General features: G+C 72.9%; 20 protein-coding genes and 1 riboswitch. Of the genes, 9 read left to right on the top strand and 11 right to left on the bottom strand.

Translation table 11 applies throughout. The features are described from left to right. Positions 1–56: 56 nt before the first annotated feature. A complete protein-coding gene (locus ACIA3K_RS14060; protein ID WP_396801244.1) occupies positions 57–1079 on the bottom strand; it encodes a coiled-coil domain-containing protein in 1023 nt (340 codons plus the stop codon). Between the two features lie 3 nt (positions 1080–1082). Further along, positions 1083–1214, bottom strand: a riboswitch (cyclic di-AMP (ydaO/yuaA leader). A 166-nt stretch (positions 1215–1380) separates the two neighbouring features. After that, entirely contained in the window at positions 1381–2733 is a 1353-nt protein-coding gene (locus tag ACIA3K_RS14055; protein WP_396801242.1) for a YibE/F family protein, read from the bottom strand. 313 nt (positions 2734–3046) lie between these two features. Between ACIA3K_RS14055 and ACIA3K_RS14050 the strand changes: the two genes are divergently transcribed. Then, positions 3047–5095, top strand: a complete 2049-nt coding sequence (locus tag ACIA3K_RS14050; RefSeq protein WP_396801241.1) for a copper-translocating P-type ATPase — start codon at positions 3047–3049, stop codon at positions 5093–5095. Between the two features lie 21 nt (positions 5096–5116). Here ACIA3K_RS14050 and ACIA3K_RS14045 read toward each other — a convergent pair whose 3' ends face one another. Next, positions 5117–5413, bottom strand: coding sequence for a metal-sensitive transcriptional regulator (locus ACIA3K_RS14045; RefSeq protein WP_007454936.1), 297 nt, complete (start codon positions 5411–5413; stop codon positions 5117–5119). Between the two features lie 95 nt (positions 5414–5508). Between ACIA3K_RS14045 and ACIA3K_RS14040 the strand changes: the two genes are divergently transcribed. The 7 genes from ACIA3K_RS14040 (at position 5509) to ACIA3K_RS14010 (ending at position 11545) form a co-directional block, all read left to right on the top strand. Further along, on the top strand, positions 5509–5718 hold the full coding sequence (locus tag ACIA3K_RS14040) for a heavy-metal-associated domain-containing protein (RefSeq protein WP_396801239.1): 210 nt from the start codon (positions 5509–5511) through the stop codon (positions 5716–5718). Between the two features lie 13 nt (positions 5719–5731). Continuing rightward, positions 5732–6670, top strand: coding sequence for a hypothetical protein (locus ACIA3K_RS14035; RefSeq protein WP_396801238.1), 939 nt, complete (start codon positions 5732–5734; stop codon positions 6668–6670). A gap of 12 nt (positions 6671–6682) precedes the next feature. Then, complete coding sequence (locus ACIA3K_RS14030; protein WP_396801237.1) at positions 6683–8935, top strand: heavy metal translocating P-type ATPase; 2253 nt, start codon at positions 6683–6685, stop codon at positions 8933–8935. Between the two features lie 74 nt (positions 8936–9009). Further along, positions 9010–9183: a CsbD family protein gene (locus ACIA3K_RS14025; RefSeq protein WP_278150219.1), complete on the top strand. Its 174-nt coding sequence runs from the start codon at positions 9010–9012 to the stop codon at positions 9181–9183. A 160-nt stretch (positions 9184–9343) separates the two neighbouring features. Then, on the top strand, positions 9344–9691 hold the full coding sequence (locus tag ACIA3K_RS14020) for an ArsR family transcriptional regulator (protein WP_357171964.1): 348 nt from the start codon (positions 9344–9346) through the stop codon (positions 9689–9691). Then, a complete protein-coding gene (locus ACIA3K_RS14015) occupies positions 9688–9957 on the top strand; it encodes a hypothetical protein (RefSeq protein ID WP_396801236.1) in 270 nt (89 codons plus the stop codon). Before ACIA3K_RS14020 ends, ACIA3K_RS14015 begins: the two co-directional genes overlap by 4 nt. Positions 9958–10078: 121 nt before the next feature. Further along, positions 10079–11545: an alpha/beta hydrolase gene (locus ACIA3K_RS14010; RefSeq protein ID WP_396801235.1), complete on the top strand. Its 1467-nt coding sequence runs from the start codon at positions 10079–10081 to the stop codon at positions 11543–11545. 19 nt (positions 11546–11564) lie between these two features. Here the strand turns inward: ACIA3K_RS14010 and ACIA3K_RS14005 are convergent, their stop codons facing one another. The 6 genes from ACIA3K_RS14005 to ACIA3K_RS13980 form a co-directional block, all read right to left on the bottom strand. Further along, positions 11565–12818 carry an RNA polymerase sigma factor gene (locus ACIA3K_RS14005; protein WP_396801234.1) on the bottom strand — a complete coding sequence of 418 codons (1254 nt, stop codon included), beginning with the start codon at positions 12816–12818 and terminating at the stop codon, positions 11565–11567. Continuing rightward, entirely contained in the window at positions 12815–13171 is a 357-nt protein-coding gene (locus tag ACIA3K_RS14000; protein WP_355049324.1) for a YciI family protein, read from the bottom strand. Before ACIA3K_RS14000 ends, ACIA3K_RS14005 begins: the two co-directional genes overlap by 4 nt. Before the next feature lie 147 nt (positions 13172–13318). After that, positions 13319–14620 (bottom strand): DUF2786 domain-containing protein, encoded by a 1302-nt coding sequence (locus tag ACIA3K_RS13995; protein ID WP_396801233.1) that lies wholly within the window; start codon positions 14618–14620, stop codon positions 13319–13321. Positions 14621–14783: 163 nt separating this feature from the next. Further along, on the bottom strand, positions 14784–15062 hold the full coding sequence (locus tag ACIA3K_RS13990) for a hypothetical protein (protein ID WP_396801232.1): 279 nt from the start codon (positions 15060–15062) through the stop codon (positions 14784–14786). Between the two features lie 11 nt (positions 15063–15073). Further along, positions 15074–16168 (bottom strand): CaiB/BaiF CoA transferase family protein, encoded by a 1095-nt coding sequence (locus ACIA3K_RS13985; RefSeq protein WP_396801231.1) that lies wholly within the window; start codon positions 16166–16168, stop codon positions 15074–15076. Positions 16169–16196: 28 nt separating this feature from the next. Then, positions 16197–17357: an acyl-CoA dehydrogenase family protein gene (locus tag ACIA3K_RS13980; protein ID WP_396801230.1), complete on the bottom strand. Its 1161-nt coding sequence runs from the start codon at positions 17355–17357 to the stop codon at positions 16197–16199. Positions 17358–17513: 156 nt separating this feature from the next. Between ACIA3K_RS13980 and ACIA3K_RS13975 the strand changes: the two genes are divergently transcribed. Next, positions 17514–17801 carry a hypothetical protein gene (locus ACIA3K_RS13975; protein ID WP_396801229.1) on the top strand — a complete coding sequence of 96 codons (288 nt, stop codon included), beginning with the start codon at positions 17514–17516 and terminating at the stop codon, positions 17799–17801. 127 nt (positions 17802–17928) lie between these two features. Here the strand turns inward: ACIA3K_RS13975 and ACIA3K_RS13970 are convergent, their stop codons facing one another. Continuing rightward, positions 17929–18147, bottom strand: coding sequence for a hypothetical protein (locus ACIA3K_RS13970; RefSeq protein WP_357124095.1), 219 nt, complete (start codon positions 18145–18147; stop codon positions 17929–17931). 85 nt (positions 18148–18232) lie between these two features. Beyond that, a complete protein-coding gene (locus ACIA3K_RS13965) occupies positions 18233–18448 on the bottom strand; it encodes an AlpA family transcriptional regulator (RefSeq protein ID WP_110564596.1) in 216 nt (71 codons plus the stop codon). Positions 18449–18491 lie beyond the last annotated feature (43 nt).

The raw sequence follows: 18491 nt of genomic DNA, 5'->3' as shown, positions 1-18491 counted from the left end.
GCGACGAGGGCCGTCCCGCTCGACGCGGGACGGCCCTCGAACTGCTGGACGTCGGATCAGAGCAGCGACATGTGTACGTGGTCGGTGTGGTTCGACGGCCCGCTGTACGACTTCCAGCCGGTCGCCGGGAACCAGATCTGCCGGTTCCAGATCACGTAGTAGATGCCGAGCCGGTCGGCGTTGCGGATGAGGAACGCGGCCACGTTGTTGCCGTACATCCGGGTGTCGTCGTTGTGCCACGGGCTGAAGCCGCTCTTCTGCAACGACCAGTCACAGGCGCGACCCTTCGGGTGCTCGTACGGTCCACCGTTGCGGTGGCAGCCGACGAACCGGTTGAACCCGGCCCGCTTGACCTCCTTGTACGCGTGCAGCGTGCGCGGCGTGACGCAGCCGGAGGTGGTCGGGTCCTTCTCGCTGCACGACTGGGGCTTCCAGTCGCCGTCGGCGGTGCGACCCGGGCCGATCCGGGCGACCGGGGAGGTGGCGTCCACCAGGCCGCCGGTGAAGCCCTTTCCGCCGACCAGCGCGAGCGCCTTGTCCGCGTCGCGCTTGTCCTTCGCCATCAGCGCGGTCTGCTTCTGCTGCTCGCGTACCTCCGCGTCGAGCAACAGCTTGGCCTGCTCGGCGCGGGACTTCACCGCGTTGACCTCGGCGAGCTTCTTCTCGTTGACCATGTTCATCTCGTCGAGCGCGGCGGCCCGCTGGACGAACGAGTCCGGGGCGTCGGCCTCCAGCAGCATCGCGATCGCGCCGACCCGCCCGGTCCGGTACGACTGGGCGGCGATCTGCGCGACCTGCGGGGCCAGCGCGGCCAGGTCGGCGTTCGCCCGGTCGACCTCGGCGGCCAGTTCGAGCTGCCGCTTCTTGGACTTGTCCAGTTTGGACTTGGCCGCCACGTAGTCCCGGTTGGTCTTCTCGATGACGTCGGTGAGCAGCTTGGGCTCGTCGCCGTCCTCCTCGTGCCCGGACGGTGTGGGGGTCGTCGGGGCGGCGTGGGCCGGGAGGGGCCCGGCGAGCACGGTCAGCGCAGCGAACACGGCCACCACGGGCGTCAACCAGCGGCGTAGGGGTGCCGTCACAATCTTCCCTTCCGTCGACCGCCGACCGGGTTAGCTGACGGGTTCGGGGCGGAAGTGGCCCCTACCGCTGTCGCGGATTCACCCCAGGTACCTGGGTCCCCGGCTCGCCGGTTGGCGATTGGGCGGTGGCACCGCAGGCGCCGCTGCGCGCCTTCGTCGGTGACCGGCAGCGAGGTTACCCGAGAGTCCACCGCCTGAGCTACGTCCTGATGCCGACTAAAAGCGTCATTTCGCCATGGCGTTGAGTGACCAGTGACGCGGTTCTCAGGGCGGGCGCCCGATCCGGTCACGCTGAGGAGTGTCACCATGCCGTATCCGTGCTCCTGTTCGGCTCTGGCCACCCGATGGTGGCGGTGGATGGGGGTGTGTTCCGCTGTGGATCGGGCCGGTCGGCCCGATCCGACGGCGGGGAACTGAGAGCGGCGAGCGCCTCCGCGCGGTCCGCGCGGGGGCGCGGTGGCGGGGCGTCCGTCGTGGCCGTCGACCCGGCCGCGGTCACCACCGCGGCCAGCCCGGTGGTGAGGGGTACGGCGGCGATCAGGCCGAGCGTGGCGACCGCGCTGCGGACGATCTCCTGTGCGAGGAATTCGCTGGTCAGGATCTGCCCGATGGGGCGCGAGTCGGCGGTGAGCAGAAGCAGCAGCGGCAGTGACGCGCCCGCGTACGCCAGAACGATGGTGTTGACCGTGGAGGCGATGTGGGCCCGGCCGACGCGGGTGGCAGCCCGGTAGAGCTGTCGTCGACTCAGCCCGGGGTTGGCGTTCGCCAGCTCGGTGACGGTGGCGGCCTGGGTGACGGTCACGTCGTCCAGTACCCCGAGTGAGCCGATGATGATCCCGGCGAGCAGCAGGCCGCGCAGGTCCACGTCCGCCTGGAACATCGAGAGCGTGGTGGCGTCCTCGCTGCCGAAGCCGGTGAGGTGGGTGGCGGCCGTGGCGATGGTCGCGAGGACACCGGTGAGCACCAGGCTGCCCAGGGTGCCGAGGACCGCGACTGAGGTCTGCGCGGTTACTCCGTGTGTCAGGTAGAGCACCACGAACATGATCAGGGCCGCGCCGACCACTGCCACCAGCAGCGGTGACCGGCCCGCGCCGATGGCCGGCAACACGAAGGTGAGCAGGATGGCGAAGCTGGCGGCCAGGCCGGCGAGCGCGGCCAGACCCCGCCACCGGCCGAACGCGACGATGGCGGCGGCGAAGACCACCACGAGCCACACCAGCGGCGTCCCGCGTTGGTGCTCGGCGATGTTCCAGGTGCTGATGGTGGGATCGGTCGGATCGGTCAGCTCGACCAGGACGACGTCGTCGCCCACGTCGACCCGAGGCGCTCCGGGGCCGGCGGGGACGGGCGTGCTCACCTGCCGGTCGGCGCGCGGCCCGTCTTCGAGGAGTACGTCCACCGTGCCGCACGGCCCGCTGCTCGGCGTGCCCTCCGGGTTCGTCGAGGGCGGGCACGGTTCGGTCACCACCCGGGTCACCGTGCCGTGGTGGCGTGGCAGGTTCGCGCCACCGCCGTTCTCCGGTGCGCCGTCCCGTGGCCACAGCACCACGGCGGCGACGACGGTGGCCACGAAGAGCGGCACCACCGTCGCGACGAGGATCCGTCGTACCCGGGGCGGGGCGGGACGAGCGGAATGGCTGTGGTCCGAACCCAATGCGAGACTCCCAACGATCCGGTGCGGGGTACGTGCCGGCGGCCTGTGCGGTTCAGTTCCGCCGGACGAACGCGGGCACGAGCGCGTCGGTTCGCCACCCGACGACCCGGCGGGCACGGAGAGTGATGAAGCGGCCCGGTCGGCGCCGTACGGGGCCGCGCCGTGGCGGCGCCGTCGCCCGTCTCGGCGGCGGGATCCGGTGGGTCATCGCCGAACGATGCTAACCAGCGCGCCGGGAGGTCGCAGTTCGGGTGGACGTGTCGGGGGAGTCGAACCGGTGACAACGCCCCGGGCGCAGCGGGATGGTGGAGTCATGCCTGAGCCACCCACCGAGCACCGACAGCACGACGGGCACGACAAGCACGCGGGGCACGACAAGCACGCGGGGCACGACCCGGCCATGTTCCGCCGGCGGTTCTGGGTCTGTCTGGTCCTCACCGTTCCGGTGGTCCTGACCAGTGACCTGGTGGTGGACCGGCTCGGGCTCCGGGACGTGCCGGGTCGCTCCTGGGTGGGGCCGGTGCTCGGTTCGGTGGTGTTCCTCTGGGGTGGCTGGCCGTTCCTGGTCGGCGCGGTACGGGAGATCCGGGACCGCGCGCCGGGGATGATGCTGCTGGTCGCGATGGCGATCACCGTGGCGTACACCGCGTCGTTGGCGACCAGCCTGGGCGCCTTCGACCTGGACTTCTGGTGGGAGCTGGCCGCGCTGGTCACCATCATGCTGCTCGGGCACTGGCAGGAGATGAAGGCCATCGGGCAGGCCCGTGGGGCGCTCGCGGCACTGGCGGCGCTGCTGCCCGACGAGGCCGAGCGGGTGGCGGCGGACGGGCGGGTCGAGCGCGTACCGGTCGACGGGCTGCGGGTCGACGACGTGGTGCTGGTCCGACCCGGGGGTCGGGTGCCGGCCGACGGCCGGGTCGTCGACGGCGACGCGGAGTTGGACGAATCGATGATCACGGGGGAGTCGCGCCCGGTCGCCCGGTCGGCGGGCGATCGCGTGGTGGCCGGCACGGTCGCCACCGATTCGGCGATCCGGGTCCGTGTCGAGGCGCTGGGCGACGAGACCGCGCTCGCGGGCATCCAGCGCATGGTCGCGCAGGCGCAGCGCTCGGGCGGGCGGGCTCAACTGCTCGCCGACCGGTTCGCCGCCGCGCTGTTCTACGTGGCCGCCGGTACCGCCGTGCTCACCCTGGTGGTCTGGACCGCGCTCGGCGAGCCCGACGAGGCGGTGGTGCGTACCGTCACCGTGCTGGTGATCGCCTGCCCGCACGCGCTCGGCCTGGCCATCCCTCTCGTCGTGGCGCTCTCCACGGCGCTGGCGGCACGAAGCGGGATCCTGGTGAAGGACCGGCTCGCGTTGGAGCGGATGCGGTCCGTCGACGCGGTGCTGTTCGACAAGACCGGCACGCTGACCCGGGGCGAGCACGAGGTCACCGACCTGGTGACGGCCCCCGGGGTGGGCCGCGACGAGGCGTTGCGGATCGCCGCCGGCGTCGAGTCCGACAGCGAACATCCGCTGGCCCGCGCGATCGTGGCGGCGGCCGGGCCGGGTGGGCCGGCCCGTGCCGTCGGCTTCCGCTCGCTTCCGGGCCGCGGGGTGCGGGCCACCGTCGACGGTACGGAGTACGCGGTGGGCGGCCCGGCCCTGCTACGCGAACGGGGTGGACCGCTGCCGGACGAGCTGCGGGAGGCGACCGGGCGCTGGTCGTCACGCGGAGCCGTGGTGCTGTATCTCCTGCGGTTGCCGGACACGGTGCTCGGGGCGTTCGCGCTCACCGACGCGGTACGCCCGGAGGCCCGCAAGGCCATCGCCGAGCTGCGGGCGGACGGCGTCCGCACCATCGCCATGATCACCGGGGACGCGCGGTCGGTGGCCGAGTCGGTCGCCGCCGAGCTCGGCTTCCGGGCCGGGGTGGACGAGGTCTTCGCCGAGGTGCTGCCGGCCGACAAGGACAGCCGGGTGGCGGAGCTCCAGCGGCGCGGGCTGACCGTGGCGATGGTCGGTGACGGGGTGAACGACGCGCCGGCGCTGGCCCGCGCCGACGTGGGCATCGCGATCGGGGCGGGCACCGACGTCGCGATCGAGTCCGCCGGGGTCGTGCTGGCGTCGTCCGACCCGCGCGGCGTCGGGGCCGTGGTCCGGCTCTCCCGGGCGTCGTACCGCAAGATGCGGCAGAACCTGGCCTGGGCCGCGAGCTACAACGTGGTGGCGTTGCCGCTGGCGGCGGGGGTGCTCGCCGGGGCCGGGGTGGCGTTGAGCCCGGCGGTGGCGGCCGTGCTGATGTCCGCGTCCACCATCGTGGTGGCGCTCAACGCGCAGTTGCTGCGCCGGGTACGTCTGGGGTCTGTTCCGGAAGAATGACCGGGAGCGGGAGTGCGGCGCTCAGCCGCGCTTCATGAGCCGGCCGACGGCCGCCATCATCTCGGTGGCCATCTCGTCGGCCCGGCCCTCGGCCGCCCCCTCGTGCATGCAGTGCCGGGCGTGCCCGTCGAGCAGGCCGAGGGCCACCTTGTCGAGCGCGGCCTGGATCGCGGAGATCTGGGTGAGCACGTCGATGCAGTAGCGGTCCTCGTCGACCATCTTCTCGATGCCCCGGACCTGTCCCTCCACCCGGCGCAGGCGCGCGAGCAGTTGGTCCTTGCTGGCGGTGTACCCGCGGATCGGTGTGGGTGCGGTCATGGCGACGAGAATAGCGTACCCCTGGGGGGTATAGTAATGTCCGATCCTGCCGGCATACCCCCACCGGGTACCGGTACTACGAGAGGAGACGTCCGATGGTCGACACGACGTACCAGGTTCAGGGCATGACCTGCGGGCACTGCGTCAGCGCGGTCAGCGCCGAGGTGGGCGCGATCGAGGGCGTCCGCGACGTGCGGGTCGACCTCGCCACCGGCCAGGTCACCGTCAGCAGCGAGCAGCCGGTGGACACCGAGGCCGTCCGGGCTGCTGTCGACGAGGCCGGCTACGACCTCGTCGAGGCGTGAGCGGAGGTCCGCGATGACCACGGTGACCAGGCTGGGCGCGTTCGCCCTCGGTCTCGCGGCGGTCTTCGGCGCGGCGTACGGGGTCGGTCGGGTGGTCGACCCGGCCGACCCGGTCGCGCAGAGCCGGCCCGACGTCGCCCACACCTCGGGCCCCATCACGAGCGGCGAGGGGGCCGACCTCGTTCCCGGCGGGTTGCTCGTCTCCGACCGGGGCTACACGCTCCAACACCTCACCGCGCCCGCCGGCCAGTTCGCCTTCCGGATCGACGGCCCGGACGGTCGGCCGGTCACCAGGTACGACGTCGCGCACGACAAGCGGATGCACCTGATCGTCGCCCGACGGGACCTGTCCGGCTTCCGGCACGTCCACCCCGACCTCGCCTCGGACGGCACCTGGCGGGTCGCCACCCCGCTGGCCGGCGCCGGGCAGTGGCGGGCGTTCGCCGACTTCACCCCGACCGGGGGCGAACCGTTGACCCTCGGCGTGGACGTGACCGTCCCCGGCGAGCTGACCGAGCGCATGCTGCCCGCCCCGGCGGCCAGCACCACGGTCGACGGTTACACGGTCACCCTGGCCGGTACGCCGGAGCCGGGCCGGACCTCGGCGCTCACCCTGACGGTGAGCCGTGCCGGGCAGCCGGTCACCGACCTGGAGCCCTACCTGGGTGCGTACGGGCACCTGGTGGCGCTGCGTCGGGGCGATCTGGCGTACCTGCACGTGCACCCGGACGGGACGCCCGGCGACGGACGCACGCCGCCCGGCCCCGCCGTCACCTTCCACGCCGAGGTGCCCTCGGCCGGCGCCTACCGCCTCTACCTCGACTTCCAGCACGGTGGGCGGGTGCACACCGCCGAATTCACCATCGTGGCGGGCGTTGCCCCGGCCGCGACGGGCGAGCCGACACCGACCGGCGGGGCCGACCACGGCACCCCCGGGCACGGGCACGACTGACGGGAACGGACGATGACCACCACCAGCAGCAGACCGTTGCCCGAGGCGCCGAACCGGATCGAATTGGCGATCGGGGGGATGACCTGCGCCGCGTGCGCCGCGCGGGTCGAGAAGAAGCTCAACCGCATGGACGGGGTGAGCGCCACCGTCAACTACGCCACCGAGAAGGCGACCGTCCGGTACGCCGACGACGTCACCCCGGGCGACCTGATCGAGACCGTCCAGAAGACCGGTTACACGGCGGCCCTGCCGACGCCGCCGACCGCCGAGCCGCCGGCGCAGGATCCGCTGCGCGGTCCGCGTACCCGGCTGTGGGTCTCGGCGGTCCTGAGCGTGCCGGTGGTCCTGCTGGCCATGGTGCCGCCCTGGCAGTTCGACTACTGGCAGTGGCTCTCGCTGACGCTGGCCGCCCCGGTGGTGGTCTGGGGTGGGCTGCCGTTCCACCGCGCGGCCTGGACCAACCTGCGGCACGGCGCGGCCACCATGGACACGCTGGTCTCGCTCGGCACGCTCGCCGCGTTCGGGTGGTCGCTGTGGGCGCTCTTCCTCGGTGACGCCGGCATGCCCGGGATGACGCACCCGTTCCGCTTCGCCATCACCCGCGGCGACGGCGCCGGCAACATCTACCTGGAGGCCGCTGCCGGGGTCACGGTGTTCATCCTGGCCGGTCGCTACTTCGAGGCCCGGTCCAAGCGGACCGCCGGCGCGGCCCTGCGCGCCCTTCTCGACCTGGGCGCGAAGGAGGTGGCGGTGCTGCGGGACGGGGTCGAGACTCTGATCCCGGTGGACCGGCTTGCCGTCGGTGACCGGTTCGTGGTCCGCCCCGGCGAGAAGATCGCCACCGACGGTGTCGTCGACGAGGGCACGTCCGCCGTGGACGCGAGCATGCTGACCGGTGAGTCGGTGCCGGTCGAGGTCGGTCCGGGCGACGCCGTGGTCGGCGCGACGATCAACGCGGGCGGTCGGCTGATCGTCACCGCCACCCGGGTCGGCACGGACACGCAGCTCGCCCGGATGGCCGACCTGGTCGAGCAGGCGCAGAGCGGCAAGGCAGCGGTGCAGCGGCTGGCCGACCGGATCTCCGGGGTGTTCGTGCCGATCGTCATCGCCCTGGCCGTGGGCACTCTCGGTTGGTGGCTCGGCACCGGGGCCGGTCCGACCGCCGCGTTCACCGCCGCCGTGGCCGTGCTGATCATCGCCTGCCCGTGCGCCCTGGGTCTGGCCACGCCGACCGCGCTGCTGGTCGGCACCGGTCGCGGGGCCCAGCTCGGTGTGTTGATCAAGGGACCCGAGGTGCTGGAGTCGACCCGCCGGGTCGACACCGTCGTGCTGGACAAGACGGGCACCGTGACGACCGGTCGGATGACCCTGGTGGGCGTGGTGCCGGTCAGTGGCGAGGACCGCGCGGAGCTGCTCCGCCTCGCCGGTGCGGTGGAGGCCGCCTCCGAGCATCCGATCGCCCGGGCCGTCGCGGTGGCCGCCGCCGAAGCGGGCGAACTGCCCCCGGTGACCGGCTTCGCCAACCTCGAAGGGCTGGGCGTGACCGGCACGGTCGACGAGCGGGTCGTGTTTCTCGGCCGGGTCCGGCTGCTGCGCGAACGCGGTGTCGACGTACCGCCGGAGGTCGAGTGGGCCGTGCGGGACGCCGAGGCCGCCGGGCGTACGGCGATCGTCGCGGGCTGGGACGGGCGGGCCCGGGGCGTACTCGCGGTCGCCGACGTGGTCCGGCCGACGAGCCGGGCGGCCGTGGCGCGGCTGCGCGCCCTGGGGCTCACACCGGTCCTGTTGACCGGCGACAACACCACCGTGGCCCGGGCGGTCGCCGCCGAGGTGGGCGTGGACGAGGTGATCGCCGAGGTGCTGCCGGCCGGCAAGGTCGACGTGGTCAAGCGGCTCCAGGCGCAGGGCCGCTCGGTGGCGATGGTCGGTGACGGCGTCAACGACGCGCCGGCGCTCGCCCAGGCCGACCTGGGGCTCGCCATGGGCACCGGCACCGACGTGGCGATCGAGGCGTCCGACCTGACCCTCGTCCGGGGCGACCTGGACGCCGCGGTGGACGCCATCCGGCTGTCCCGGCGCACGCTCGGCATCATCCGGGGCAACCTGTTCTGGGCGTTCGGCTACAACGTGGCGGCCCTGCCGCTGGCGGCCGCCGGGCTGCTCAACCCGATGATCGCGGGCGCCACCATGGCGTTCTCGTCGGTCTTCGTGGTGGCCAACAGCCTGCGGCTGCGCCGCTTCCGTTCGGCCGCCGTGAACCTGTGACGGACGCGATGGTTGGACCGGCGATGACGGGGGTACCTCTGAGTTCGTAGCGACGCTTGCGATGGAGGTTGGCAATGGGATTCGACGACAAGGTCAATAACGCCACCGAGGACGCGGCCGGCAAGCTGAAGGAAGGCGCCGGTCGGGCCACCGACAACGAGCAGCTCGAGGCCGAGGGTCGTGCCGACCAGTCGACGGCCAAGCTCAAGCAGGCCGGCGAGAAGATCAAGGACGCCTTCAAGAGCTGACGTACGACGTAACCCGCACGCCGGGCCGGTGATCATCACCGGCCCGGCGTGCTGTCGTGTCCGGGGCACCGAACCCTGAGATCCCCCTGATTCCGTCTTCGTGCCGCGCCGCGGTGTCGCCGTACCTGCTAACTTCTGTTGGCATGTGCAAGGGCTGGTTATGAGCGCGGCTTCGCCGCCGACCGGCGACGACCTGGTCCGGGTGCTGGCCACGCTGGCCAACCCGCACCGGCTGCGGGTCGTCGCCGCGTTGGCCCGCGAGCGCGCGTACGTCAGTGGGCTGGCCCGGCAACTGGGCATCAGCCGCGCGCTGTTGCAGGTCCACCTACGGAAGCTGGCGGCGGCCGGACTGGTCACCGCCCGCATGGAGTTGTCGGAGGACGGGAAGGCCATGAACTACTACGAGGTGGAGCCGTTCGTGCTCACACTCACCCCCCAGGTAATCGCGGCGGCGATCGAGACGCTCACCGTGCCCGACTCGGGCGAGCAGCCGGAGGCGCGGTCATGAGCGAGCACGACTGGACCGAGGTGGTCGGCGCGTTCGGCGTGTTCGCGCTGCTGATCAGCGTGTTCAGCGTGACCGTCGTGCAGCTCGCCAAGACCCGGCGGGCCCGGTACGAGGCGAACCGCGCGGACGACTACCGCAAACTCGCCGAGACCGCCGCACAGGCGCAGGCGGAGAACGCCCGACTGCTCGCCGCGATGGACGGCCGGCTGGGCGGGATGGAGACCCGGATGACCACGCTCGAACGCGTCCTGCGCGAGGTCGACTGACCCGCGTGTCGAGGTCCCGGGCCGTCGAGCGGCCACTCGACGGCCCGGGTGCAAGCAGCGTCACCTCGCCCGCTGGGCGAGTTTCACCAGCAACGCTCCTTCGAGGAGAGGACAGCACTGCATGCTGCGCGTACGCAAATCCGGAGTCGGCTGGGCGGTGGCCCTGGCCCTCACGGCCGCCGGCCTGACCCCGGCGAGCCCGGCCGTCGCCCGACCCGCCATCGACTGGCACCCCTGCGCCGAGGACGCCCCGGTCCCGCCCGTCGGGGAGGCCCCGCCGGAGTGCGGCACCCTGACGTTGCCGGTCGACTGGAACCGGCCACGGGGGGAGCACTTCGAGCTGGCGTTGGCCCGCCGGGTCGCCACCGATCCGACCGCCCGACAGGGCACACTGGTGTTCGGTCCGGGCGGGCCCGGCGACAGCGGCGTCGACCGGGTGGTGAACGGTATGTCCCGGTTCAGCGCCGACCTGCGCCGCCGGTTCGACATCGTCAGCTTCGACCCGCGCGGCACCGGCGGCAGTCACCCGGTGCGCTGCTCCCGCGACCTGCTCGCCCGGCAGCCCCAGGTGATCGCCGACCAGGCACAGTTCGAGGCCACCCTGACCAACAACGCGTTGCTGCGCGCCGACTGCCGGGCCCGTACGGGCGCGCTCTACGACCACGTGGACACCACAAGCGCCGCCCGTGACCTGGACGCGATCCGTGCCGCGCTCGGCGAACGGCAGCTCACCTTCCACGGCAGCTCGTACGGCACCCTGCTGGGCGAGCGGTACGCCGAGTTGTTCCCCGATCGGGTGCGGGCCATGGTGCTGGAGGCCGCGATGGACCACAGCCTCGACACCCGCGCCTTCCTCGACACCCAGGCCGTCGCCGCCGAGGACGCGTTCGACCAGTTCCTCGACTGGTGTGCCCGGTCCGCCGACTGCGTGCTGCGTGGTCGGGACGTACGGGCGATCTGGGCCGGGCTGCACGCCCGGGCCGAGCGCGGCACGTTGACCGACCCGGACCGGTCGGGCGCCCCGCTCGCCCCCTTCGAGTTGAGCCGCCTCGCCCACAAGCGGCTCTACGAGACCGACCGTTGGCCAGGGCTCGCGCAGTGGATCGACAAGCTGGCGGGTGCCCCGACGCCGGGCGTCACCACGCTGGCGGACGACGCCGTGGTCCCGTACCCCTTCGCGGTCTTCTGCCAGGACTGGAGCCTGCCGGTCCGCGACTACCGGGAGTACGACGCGCATCTGCGCCGCAGCCAACGGCTCGCGCCCGACCTGCGCTACCCGCCGGCGCTGTTCGCCCTGGTCACCTGCCTGGGCACCCCGACGCCGGTCGCCAACCCGCAGCACCGGCTGCGGGTACGCACCGACGTGCCGGTGCTGATCGCCGCCACCGTGCACGACCCAGCGAGCGGCTACGCCTGGGCGCGCGCGGTGGCCCGGCAGTTGGGTCGGCACGGGGTGCTGCTCACCTACCAGGGTTGGGGCCACGGCAGCTACAGCACGAGCCCGTGCGTGGGGCGAGCCGTCGACTCGTACCTGATCGATCAGGTCGTACCCGCCCGGGGCGCGAGCTGCCCAGCGGTCGACCTGTGACGGGCGGGCGGCGCGGCGGTCACCGCCGCGTCGCCACCCGGGCGGCGCGCAGCTCCAGGTACCGCTGCTCGGGCAGGCTCGTGGTGCCGCGAGCCGCCGCCAGGTACGCCTCCCGCGCCGCCGCCGGCTCGCCGGCCAGCTCCAGCAGGTGCGCCCGGACGGCCGCGAGCCGATGGTGTCCGGCCGTACGCTCGTCGGCGTCCAACGGGCCGAGCAGAGCGAGCCCGGCCCGGGGCCCGTCCACCATGGCCACCGCGACCGCCTGGTTGAGCGTGACCAGCGGGTTCGGGGCGATCCGGCCCAGCAGCCGGTAGAGCGCGACGATCTGCCGCCAGTCCGTCTCCGCCGCCGTCGCCGCCTCGGCGTGCACGGCGGCGATGGCGGCCTGGAGCTGGTACGGGCCGGGCGGCGACCAGGTCAACGCCTCGGTGATCAGTGCGACGCCCTCCGCGATGGCGGCGGCGTCCCAGCGGGAACGGTCCTGTTCCGTCAGCGGGACCAGCTCCCCGTCCGCGCCCACCCGGGCCGCCCGGTGCGCGTCGGTGAGCAGCATGAGCGCCAGCAGCCCGGTGACCTCGCCGTCGTCGGGCAGCAGCCTGTGCAGGACGCGGCCCAACCGGATCGCCTCGGCCGTCAGCTCGGCCCGGTGCAGGTCCGGCCCGCTCGACGCCGTGTACCCCTCGTTGAAGATCAGGTAGAGCACTCGCAGCACCGTCCGCAGCCGCTCCTCCCGCTCGGCCGGCCCGGGCATGGCGAACCGCGCGCCGGCCGCCTCGATCCGCTGCTTGGCCCGCCGGATGCGCTGGCTCATGGTCGCCTCCGGCACCAGATGTGCCCGGGCGATCTGGGCCGTGCTGAGGCCGCCCACCGCGCGCAGCGTGAGCGCCACCTGCGCCGACCCGGCCAGCGCCGGATGACAGCAGAGGAACAGCAGGGTCAGCGTGTCGTCCGCGTCCGGCACCGCCGGCTGGGCGTCCGCCGGGGGCGCCACCTGGGCGTACGCCGGCTCGCGCAGCGCCACCGCGACCTCGCGCTGCCGGCGGGCGCTCTCGCTGCGCCACTCGTCGGTGAGCCGGCGGGTCGCCACGGTGAGCAGCCAGGCGCGCGGGTTGTCCGGTACGCCCTGCCCGGGCCACTGCGTCGCGGCGGCCAACAGCGCCTCCTGGACCGCGTCCTCGCATTTGTCGAACTGGCCGTGCCGCCGGACCAGCAGGCCGAGGACCTGCGGCGCGAGTGTGCGCAGCAGGTCCTCGACCGTCCGGTCGTCGGTCACATCTCCGTCCCGGCCTCGTCCATGATCGGGCGGACCTCCATCGCGCCGCCGAAACGCACGTCCGGCCAACGGGCGGCGATCTCGGCGGCCCGCTGCGGGCTGTCGCAGTCCACGGCCAGGTAGCCGGCGAACTGCTCCTTGCTCTCCATGAACGGCCCGTCGACGACCTCGGGGTGACCGCCGGCCAGCCGGACCGTCTGCGTCTGCGACGGGTCGGCCAGCGCCTGGCCGCCGATCAGCTCACCGGTCTCGGTCAGCTCCTTCATGATCTCGTCGACCTCGCCGAACAGGGCGGTGCGGTCCTCCTCGGTCAGGCTTTCGGTGAAGCCGGGCCGGTTCCAGATCAGCAACATGTACTTCACGGGGATGCTCCTCGGTTCCTGGTCGCGCCCCGGCCGGGGTGCGGCTCACCGGAGGGTCGGAGCCGTCACCCCGTTCCCTACCGCATACCGAAGAAGATCCCAGAAACGTCCGGCCGTGGCGTTCCCACGCCGGGCGGATCAGGGTCGGCCCGGCACCTGCCGAGGCGTGGAGCCGCCGCCGACGTCCAGGGACGCCCGGTCGGCGGCCGACGTGCCGGACGACCAGCCCTCGGCGTCACGCACGCTGAGCCGGTGCCGGGTCACGCCGGGGAACAGCGTCTCCAGCCGCTCCCGCACCGCCTCGCCCCGCGCGGCGAGCACCGGCAACAGCCGATCCGCCCCGGCCTCGGTCTGCCCCGCCGCCTCGGTCGCCGCGTCCGTGGCCGTGCGCAGCCGCTCACCGATCCGCAGCGCGAAGGCGTTGAGGAAGGACTCGTCCCACACCTTCGTCCGGCGGCCCGACCCCGGTCGACGCTCGGCCCGCCCGCGCAGCATCGCGGCCGTCGCCTGCACCAGCAGCGACGTGTAGAGCAGCTCCACCGCCACGAGGTCCGCCGGCCACCCCAGCACGGTGGTGAAGCCGAGGTCGTCGGACCAGATCGCCTCGCACCGGTTCGCCGCCGCCACCTCCTGCACGAGCAGCGCCTTCGCCCCGGCGTACGGGGTCTCTACGCCCAGACGCACCCCGCTCGGCACGTCGCCCCGCTCGGTGCCGGCGGCCAGCAGCGCCTCGTCGATGCTGTGCCGGGCGATCAGCTCCTGCGCCTTGCCGGTCAACGCCTCCGCCTCGGCCGGGAAGGTGGTCGACTCCGCCTTCGCCAGCAGCGCGCGTACCCGGTCCAGCATCGGCGACCCGCTGCGGGTCGTACCGGCGGCGCGGGGGAGCGCCGCTCCGGTCGAGCCCGGCGGCGGGCGCAGCACCGCGATCGGCGGCAGGCTCTCCACCAGCGCGAGTACGTCGACCGCCGCGCGCAGCGCGTCGACCCGGTCCAGCCCCTCCGCGGCCGTCCAGGCCGCCAACACCTCCGCGTCGAGGTCCCGGCCCCGGGCGGGCTTCGAGCCCTGGCTGGCGCTTGAGCCCTGGCCTGCGGCGTCCCGGCCCTCGGCGGCGAGCACGCGGAGCTGGTCGTCCCACCAGGCGGGGACCGGCTCGGCCTGCTCGCGTCGCTGCGCGGCCAGCGCGTCGCGGACCAGCCGGGCCGCGCCGGCGTCGAGCCGACGCCGGACGATCCGGTGTACGTCGACCGGCTGCCAGCCGCGCGGCCAGAGCCGTCCGAGGCCGCGAACCAGCCGTCGCGCCAGGGCGGCGTCCACCGCCGTCGCGCCGTCCGCCGCCCCGGTGCCGACCATCAGCCGGTCGAGCTGCCGTTCGGTCTGTCGTACGTCGGTGCCACGCACCGCCGCCAGCGCGTCGGCGACGAGTTCCTCCGCGTCCGGCACCGGCACCTCCTCGGCTCGGGCGGCCCACAGCGGCCCGCCCCCACCATGATCATGCCGTCCCCCACCCGAGACACCCCGAACGGGGATGTCCGGCCCCCGTCCGTGTGCGGTGATCAAGAGGTTGGCGTCACGGCGCGGCCGTTTACTGACGCCAACCTCTTGATCAACGTTGTGGCGGGGTGGCGGCCAGCGCGGCGGACAGTCGGCGGAGGAACGCGCGGATGTCGTCCTCGCTGTGGTGCGTCTCGGCCTGGTCGTTGAGCGGGCCCGACCAGCGCAGCGCCTGATCGATCGCTTCCCGCGTCTCGGCCCGGTCGCCCGGGTAGAGCCCGGCGTCCACCCCGTCGGCGACCCGGGTCACCACCGCGTCATCGAGCGCGCTGTCGAACTGGACCCCGTACAGGATCCCGTTGACGTGGCCCTTCCAACTGTCCGTACCCACGCGCGCTGACTTTACTGCCAGGCGGTCAGGATCTCCTCGACCGGCGACACGTCCCGCTCCGGATCGGGCGCCGGGATCGGCGGGTCCGTCGGCGTACGGTCGAAGCGCGGCGCCGGTGCCGGTTGCACCTCGCCGTCCACCTCGACGAACGTCCCCCGGGCCGCGTTGTGCGGGTGCCGGTGCGCGTCGCCGGGGGCGAGCACCGGGGCGACGCAGGCATCCCGCTCGGCGAAGATCGCCGTCCATTCGTCCCGCGTCCGCTCGGCGAACCGCTCGGTGAACCGCCTGCGCAGCTCGTCCCAGCCGCTCGGGTCGTACTGGTGGGGCAGGTCCGCGTCGGCGAGGCCGAGACCGGCCAGCAGTTCGCCGTAGAAGGCCGGTTCCAGCGCCCCGACGGCCATGAAGCCACCGTCGGCCGTGGCGTACGTGTCGTAGAAGGGCGCTCCTCCGTCGAGCAGGTTTCGCCCCCGCGGGGCCGTCCACAGGCCGGTGCCGAGCAGCCCGTGCAGGAACGAGGTGAGCAGCGCCGAACCGTCGACCATGGCCGCGTCGACGACCTGGCCGAGGCCCGAGCGCTCCCGTTCGAGCAGCGCGGCCAACACCCCCACGGCCAGCAGCATGCCGCCACCGGCGAAGTCGCCGATCAGGTTCAACGGCGCGTGCGGCCGTTCACCGGCCCGGCCCAACGGTTCCAGCGCTCCGGCGACCGCGATGTAGTCGATGTCGTGGCCGGCCCGGGCGGCCAGCGGGCCGTCCTGACCCCAGCCGGTCATTCGCGCGTACACCAGGCGGGGGTTGCGGTCCCGGCAGACGTCCGGGCCGAAGCCCAGGCGTTCGGCGACCCCCGGCCGGTACGCCTCGACCAGCACGTCCGCCCGCTCGACGAGGCGCAGCAGGTCCGCCACACCGGTGGGAGACTTCAGGTCCAGCGCGGTCAGCCGCCGGCCGCGCTGCAACGGTCCTCCGCTCGGCGCGGCCAGCCGACCGGCGCGCGGGCCACCCGGCCGGTCGACGCGCACCACGTCCGCCCCGAGGTCGGCGAGCACCATGCAGCCGAACGGCGCCGGCGCGAGACTGGCCAGCTCGACCACCCGTACGCCGGCCAAGGGTCCGCCCCTGCCGCGTGTGAACGCCTCAGAGGGCACGGGCGATCAGCTCCTTCATGATCTCGTTGGTGCCGCCGTAGATCTTCTGTACCCGGGCGTCGGCGTACATGCGGGCGATCGGGTACTCCGTCGTGTAGCCGTACCCGCCGAAGACCTGGAGGCATCGGTCGACGACCTCGCACTGCCCGTCGGTGAGCCACGACTTGGCCATCGCGGCCGTCGCCACGTCCAGGTCGCCACGCGTGTGCCGGACGACGCAGTCGTCCAGGAAGACCCGACTGACCCGGGTACGCGTCGCGCACTCCGCGAGCACCATCCGGGTGTTCTGGTGGCCCATCAGCGGCTTGCCGAAGGCGGTGCGCTCCTTGGCGTACGCGACGGTCAGCGTCACCGCCCGTTCCATGGCCGCCACCGCGCCGACGCCGATGACCAGGCGCTCCTGCGGGAGCTGCTGCATCATCTGGACGAAGCCCACCCCCTCGACGCCGCCGAGCAGGTTGGCCGCCGGCACCCGGAACTCGTCGAAGAACAGCTCGGCCGTGTCGTTGGCGTGCAGCCCGATCTTGGACAGCAGCCGACCGCGACGGAACCCCTCCGGTTCGCCGCCCACCTCGCAGACCAGCAGTGAGATGCCGGCCGCCCGCTGCTCGGGGTCGGTCTTGACCGCCACGATGACCAGGTCGGCCAGACGGCCGTTGGTGATGAACGTCTTCGCGCCGCTGACCAGGTAGTCGTCGCCGTCGCGGACCGCCCGCGTCCGCATCGCCTGAAGGTCCGAGCCGCCGTCCGGCTCGGTCATCGCGATCGCGCCCACCAGCTCACCGCTGCACAGGCCGGGCAGCCACCGCCGCTTCTGCTCCTCGCTGCCGTACGCCACGAGGTAGCCGGTGACGATGCCACTGTGTACGGCCAACCCGAGGCTGCCCTCCCCGGCGTACGCCTGCTCGTGCAGCACCACGGCCTCGTGGGTGAAGTCGCCGCCCCCGCCGCCGTACTCCTCGGGCACGGACGGGCCGAGCAGCCCAAGCTCACCCGCGCGCCGGTAGTGCTCGCGGTCGGGGTGCCCCTGCGCCAGCAGGCGTTCGGTGTGCGGCAGCACCTCCTTGGTGAAGAAGGCACGGGCCAGCTCGGCGAGATCGTCGTGTTCGGGCCGCCGCCAGGGCGCGGGGGAGCCGTCGGGCGTGGGCATGGCACCACCCTCGCGCCCTGTTGGCAGCATGTCAATAAGCCTTCAACGCCTTGATCCACTCGGGTTCCGCGAAGTCGGGCCATCCGTCCGAGCCGGACGCCCCGCCCTCCCGGAAACCGAGTCGATCACGCAACCAGGCTGGGTGAGGATCGTGCCATGGGAGCAACACCGCCGGCCCGGCTCGACGGAGCCCGGGTCACGATGGTCGCCAGCCTCGCGCCAGGGCAGTTGCCAACCGGGGCGACACGGCACTCCGTCAGCAACTTCGCGGAGGTCGTCGCCCATCTGGCGATCGCCCGCTACGACGAGGCCGACAACGAGTTCTACCTCTTCTATTGCACCCATGACTGGCAGGTCCTGACGGACACCTGGCATCCGACCGAGGCGAAGGCGGTTGCTCAAGCCGAGTTCGAGTTCGGGGACGTGACGTTCACGCGTCTGTGAGGGAGGGCTGCTAAGCCCGCACGCGACCGCACGGGGTGATCCACTCCAGGTTGGCGATGTGGCGGTATTCAGGCGATCGGATACGCCCAGGTCGGCGATCTCGTGTGGATCAGCCGCCGGATGGGTGCTACTCGGCCTCGTCGCCGTCGGTGGGACGCGGCGGGCGGTGCTCGGCGATCCACGCCTCCACGTCAGCACGCAGCCAGACCTTCATGCCCCGCAGCTCCTGGTAGGGCTTCGGAAAGCTCGGCCGCATCGCGAGCTGCTGGAATCGGCTTCGGGACACGTTCAGCCGTTGACCGATCTCGTACGGCCCCATCAGCTCGCCCGGCCCCTTGTCGCCCACACCTGGACATTAGTTCCGGGAAGTCGGGCCGTCCCGCCCGGCCGGACACCCCGCCCTCAAGGAAATCGAGTCGATCAGATGGGTGCTACTCGGCCTCGTCGCCGTCGGTGGGACGCGGCGGGCGGTGCTCGGCGATCCACGCCTCCACGTCAGCACGCAGCCAGACTGTGGTGCCGTGCAGCCTCTGAAATGGCGCGGGGAAGGTTGGGTAGCGGATGAGCTGGCGCATGCGGGTCCGGCTCACGCCGAGCAGGTCTTGCACCTCGTGCGGACCGACCAGTGGACCCGGGACTTCACCCATTACCTGACGGTAGGGCGATCAGGCATGCCAAATCAGGTCTACC

It is taken from the genome of Micromonospora sp. NPDC051543 (assembly GCF_044454415.1).
GTDB lineage: Bacteria > Actinomycetota > Actinomycetes > Mycobacteriales > Micromonosporaceae > Micromonospora.
The sequence above is the reverse complement of the archived record's forward strand: the minus strand, read 5'-3'. Positions and strand labels throughout refer to the sequence as shown.

What these genes read in the sequence shown, in the direction of transcription:
- ACIA3K_RS14050 (WP_396801241.1), top strand. Translation starts at nt 3,047, where the DNA reads ATGCCTGAGCCACCCACCGAGCACCGACAGCACGACGGGCACGACAAG.
- ACIA3K_RS14045 (WP_007454936.1), bottom strand. Translation starts at nt 5,413, where the DNA reads ATGACCGCACCCACACCGATCCGCGGGTACACCGCCAGCAAGGACCAA.
- ACIA3K_RS14040 (WP_396801239.1), top strand. Translation starts at nt 5,509, where the DNA reads ATGGTCGACACGACGTACCAGGTTCAGGGCATGACCTGCGGGCACTGC.
- ACIA3K_RS14035 (WP_396801238.1), top strand. Translation starts at nt 5,732, where the DNA reads ATGACCACGGTGACCAGGCTGGGCGCGTTCGCCCTCGGTCTCGCGGCG.
- ACIA3K_RS14030 (WP_396801237.1), top strand. Translation starts at nt 6,683, where the DNA reads ATGACCACCACCAGCAGCAGACCGTTGCCCGAGGCGCCGAACCGGATC.
- ACIA3K_RS14025 (WP_278150219.1), top strand. Translation starts at nt 9,010, where the DNA reads ATGGGATTCGACGACAAGGTCAATAACGCCACCGAGGACGCGGCCGGC.
- ACIA3K_RS14020 (WP_357171964.1), top strand. Translation starts at nt 9,344, where the DNA reads ATGAGCGCGGCTTCGCCGCCGACCGGCGACGACCTGGTCCGGGTGCTG.
- ACIA3K_RS14015 (WP_396801236.1), top strand. Translation starts at nt 9,688, where the DNA reads ATGAGCGAGCACGACTGGACCGAGGTGGTCGGCGCGTTCGGCGTGTTC.
- ACIA3K_RS14010 (WP_396801235.1), top strand. Translation starts at nt 10,079, where the DNA reads ATGCTGCGCGTACGCAAATCCGGAGTCGGCTGGGCGGTGGCCCTGGCC.
- ACIA3K_RS14000 (WP_355049324.1), bottom strand. Translation starts at nt 13,171, where the DNA reads ATGTTGCTGATCTGGAACCGGCCCGGCTTCACCGAAAGCCTGACCGAG.
- ACIA3K_RS13980 (WP_396801230.1), bottom strand. Translation starts at nt 17,357, where the DNA reads ATGCCCACGCCCGACGGCTCCCCCGCGCCCTGGCGGCGGCCCGAACAC.
- ACIA3K_RS13975 (WP_396801229.1), top strand. Translation starts at nt 17,514, where the DNA reads ATGGGAGCAACACCGCCGGCCCGGCTCGACGGAGCCCGGGTCACGATG.
- ACIA3K_RS13965 (WP_110564596.1), bottom strand. Translation starts at nt 18,448, where the DNA reads ATGGGTGAAGTCCCGGGTCCACTGGTCGGTCCGCACGAGGTGCAAGAC.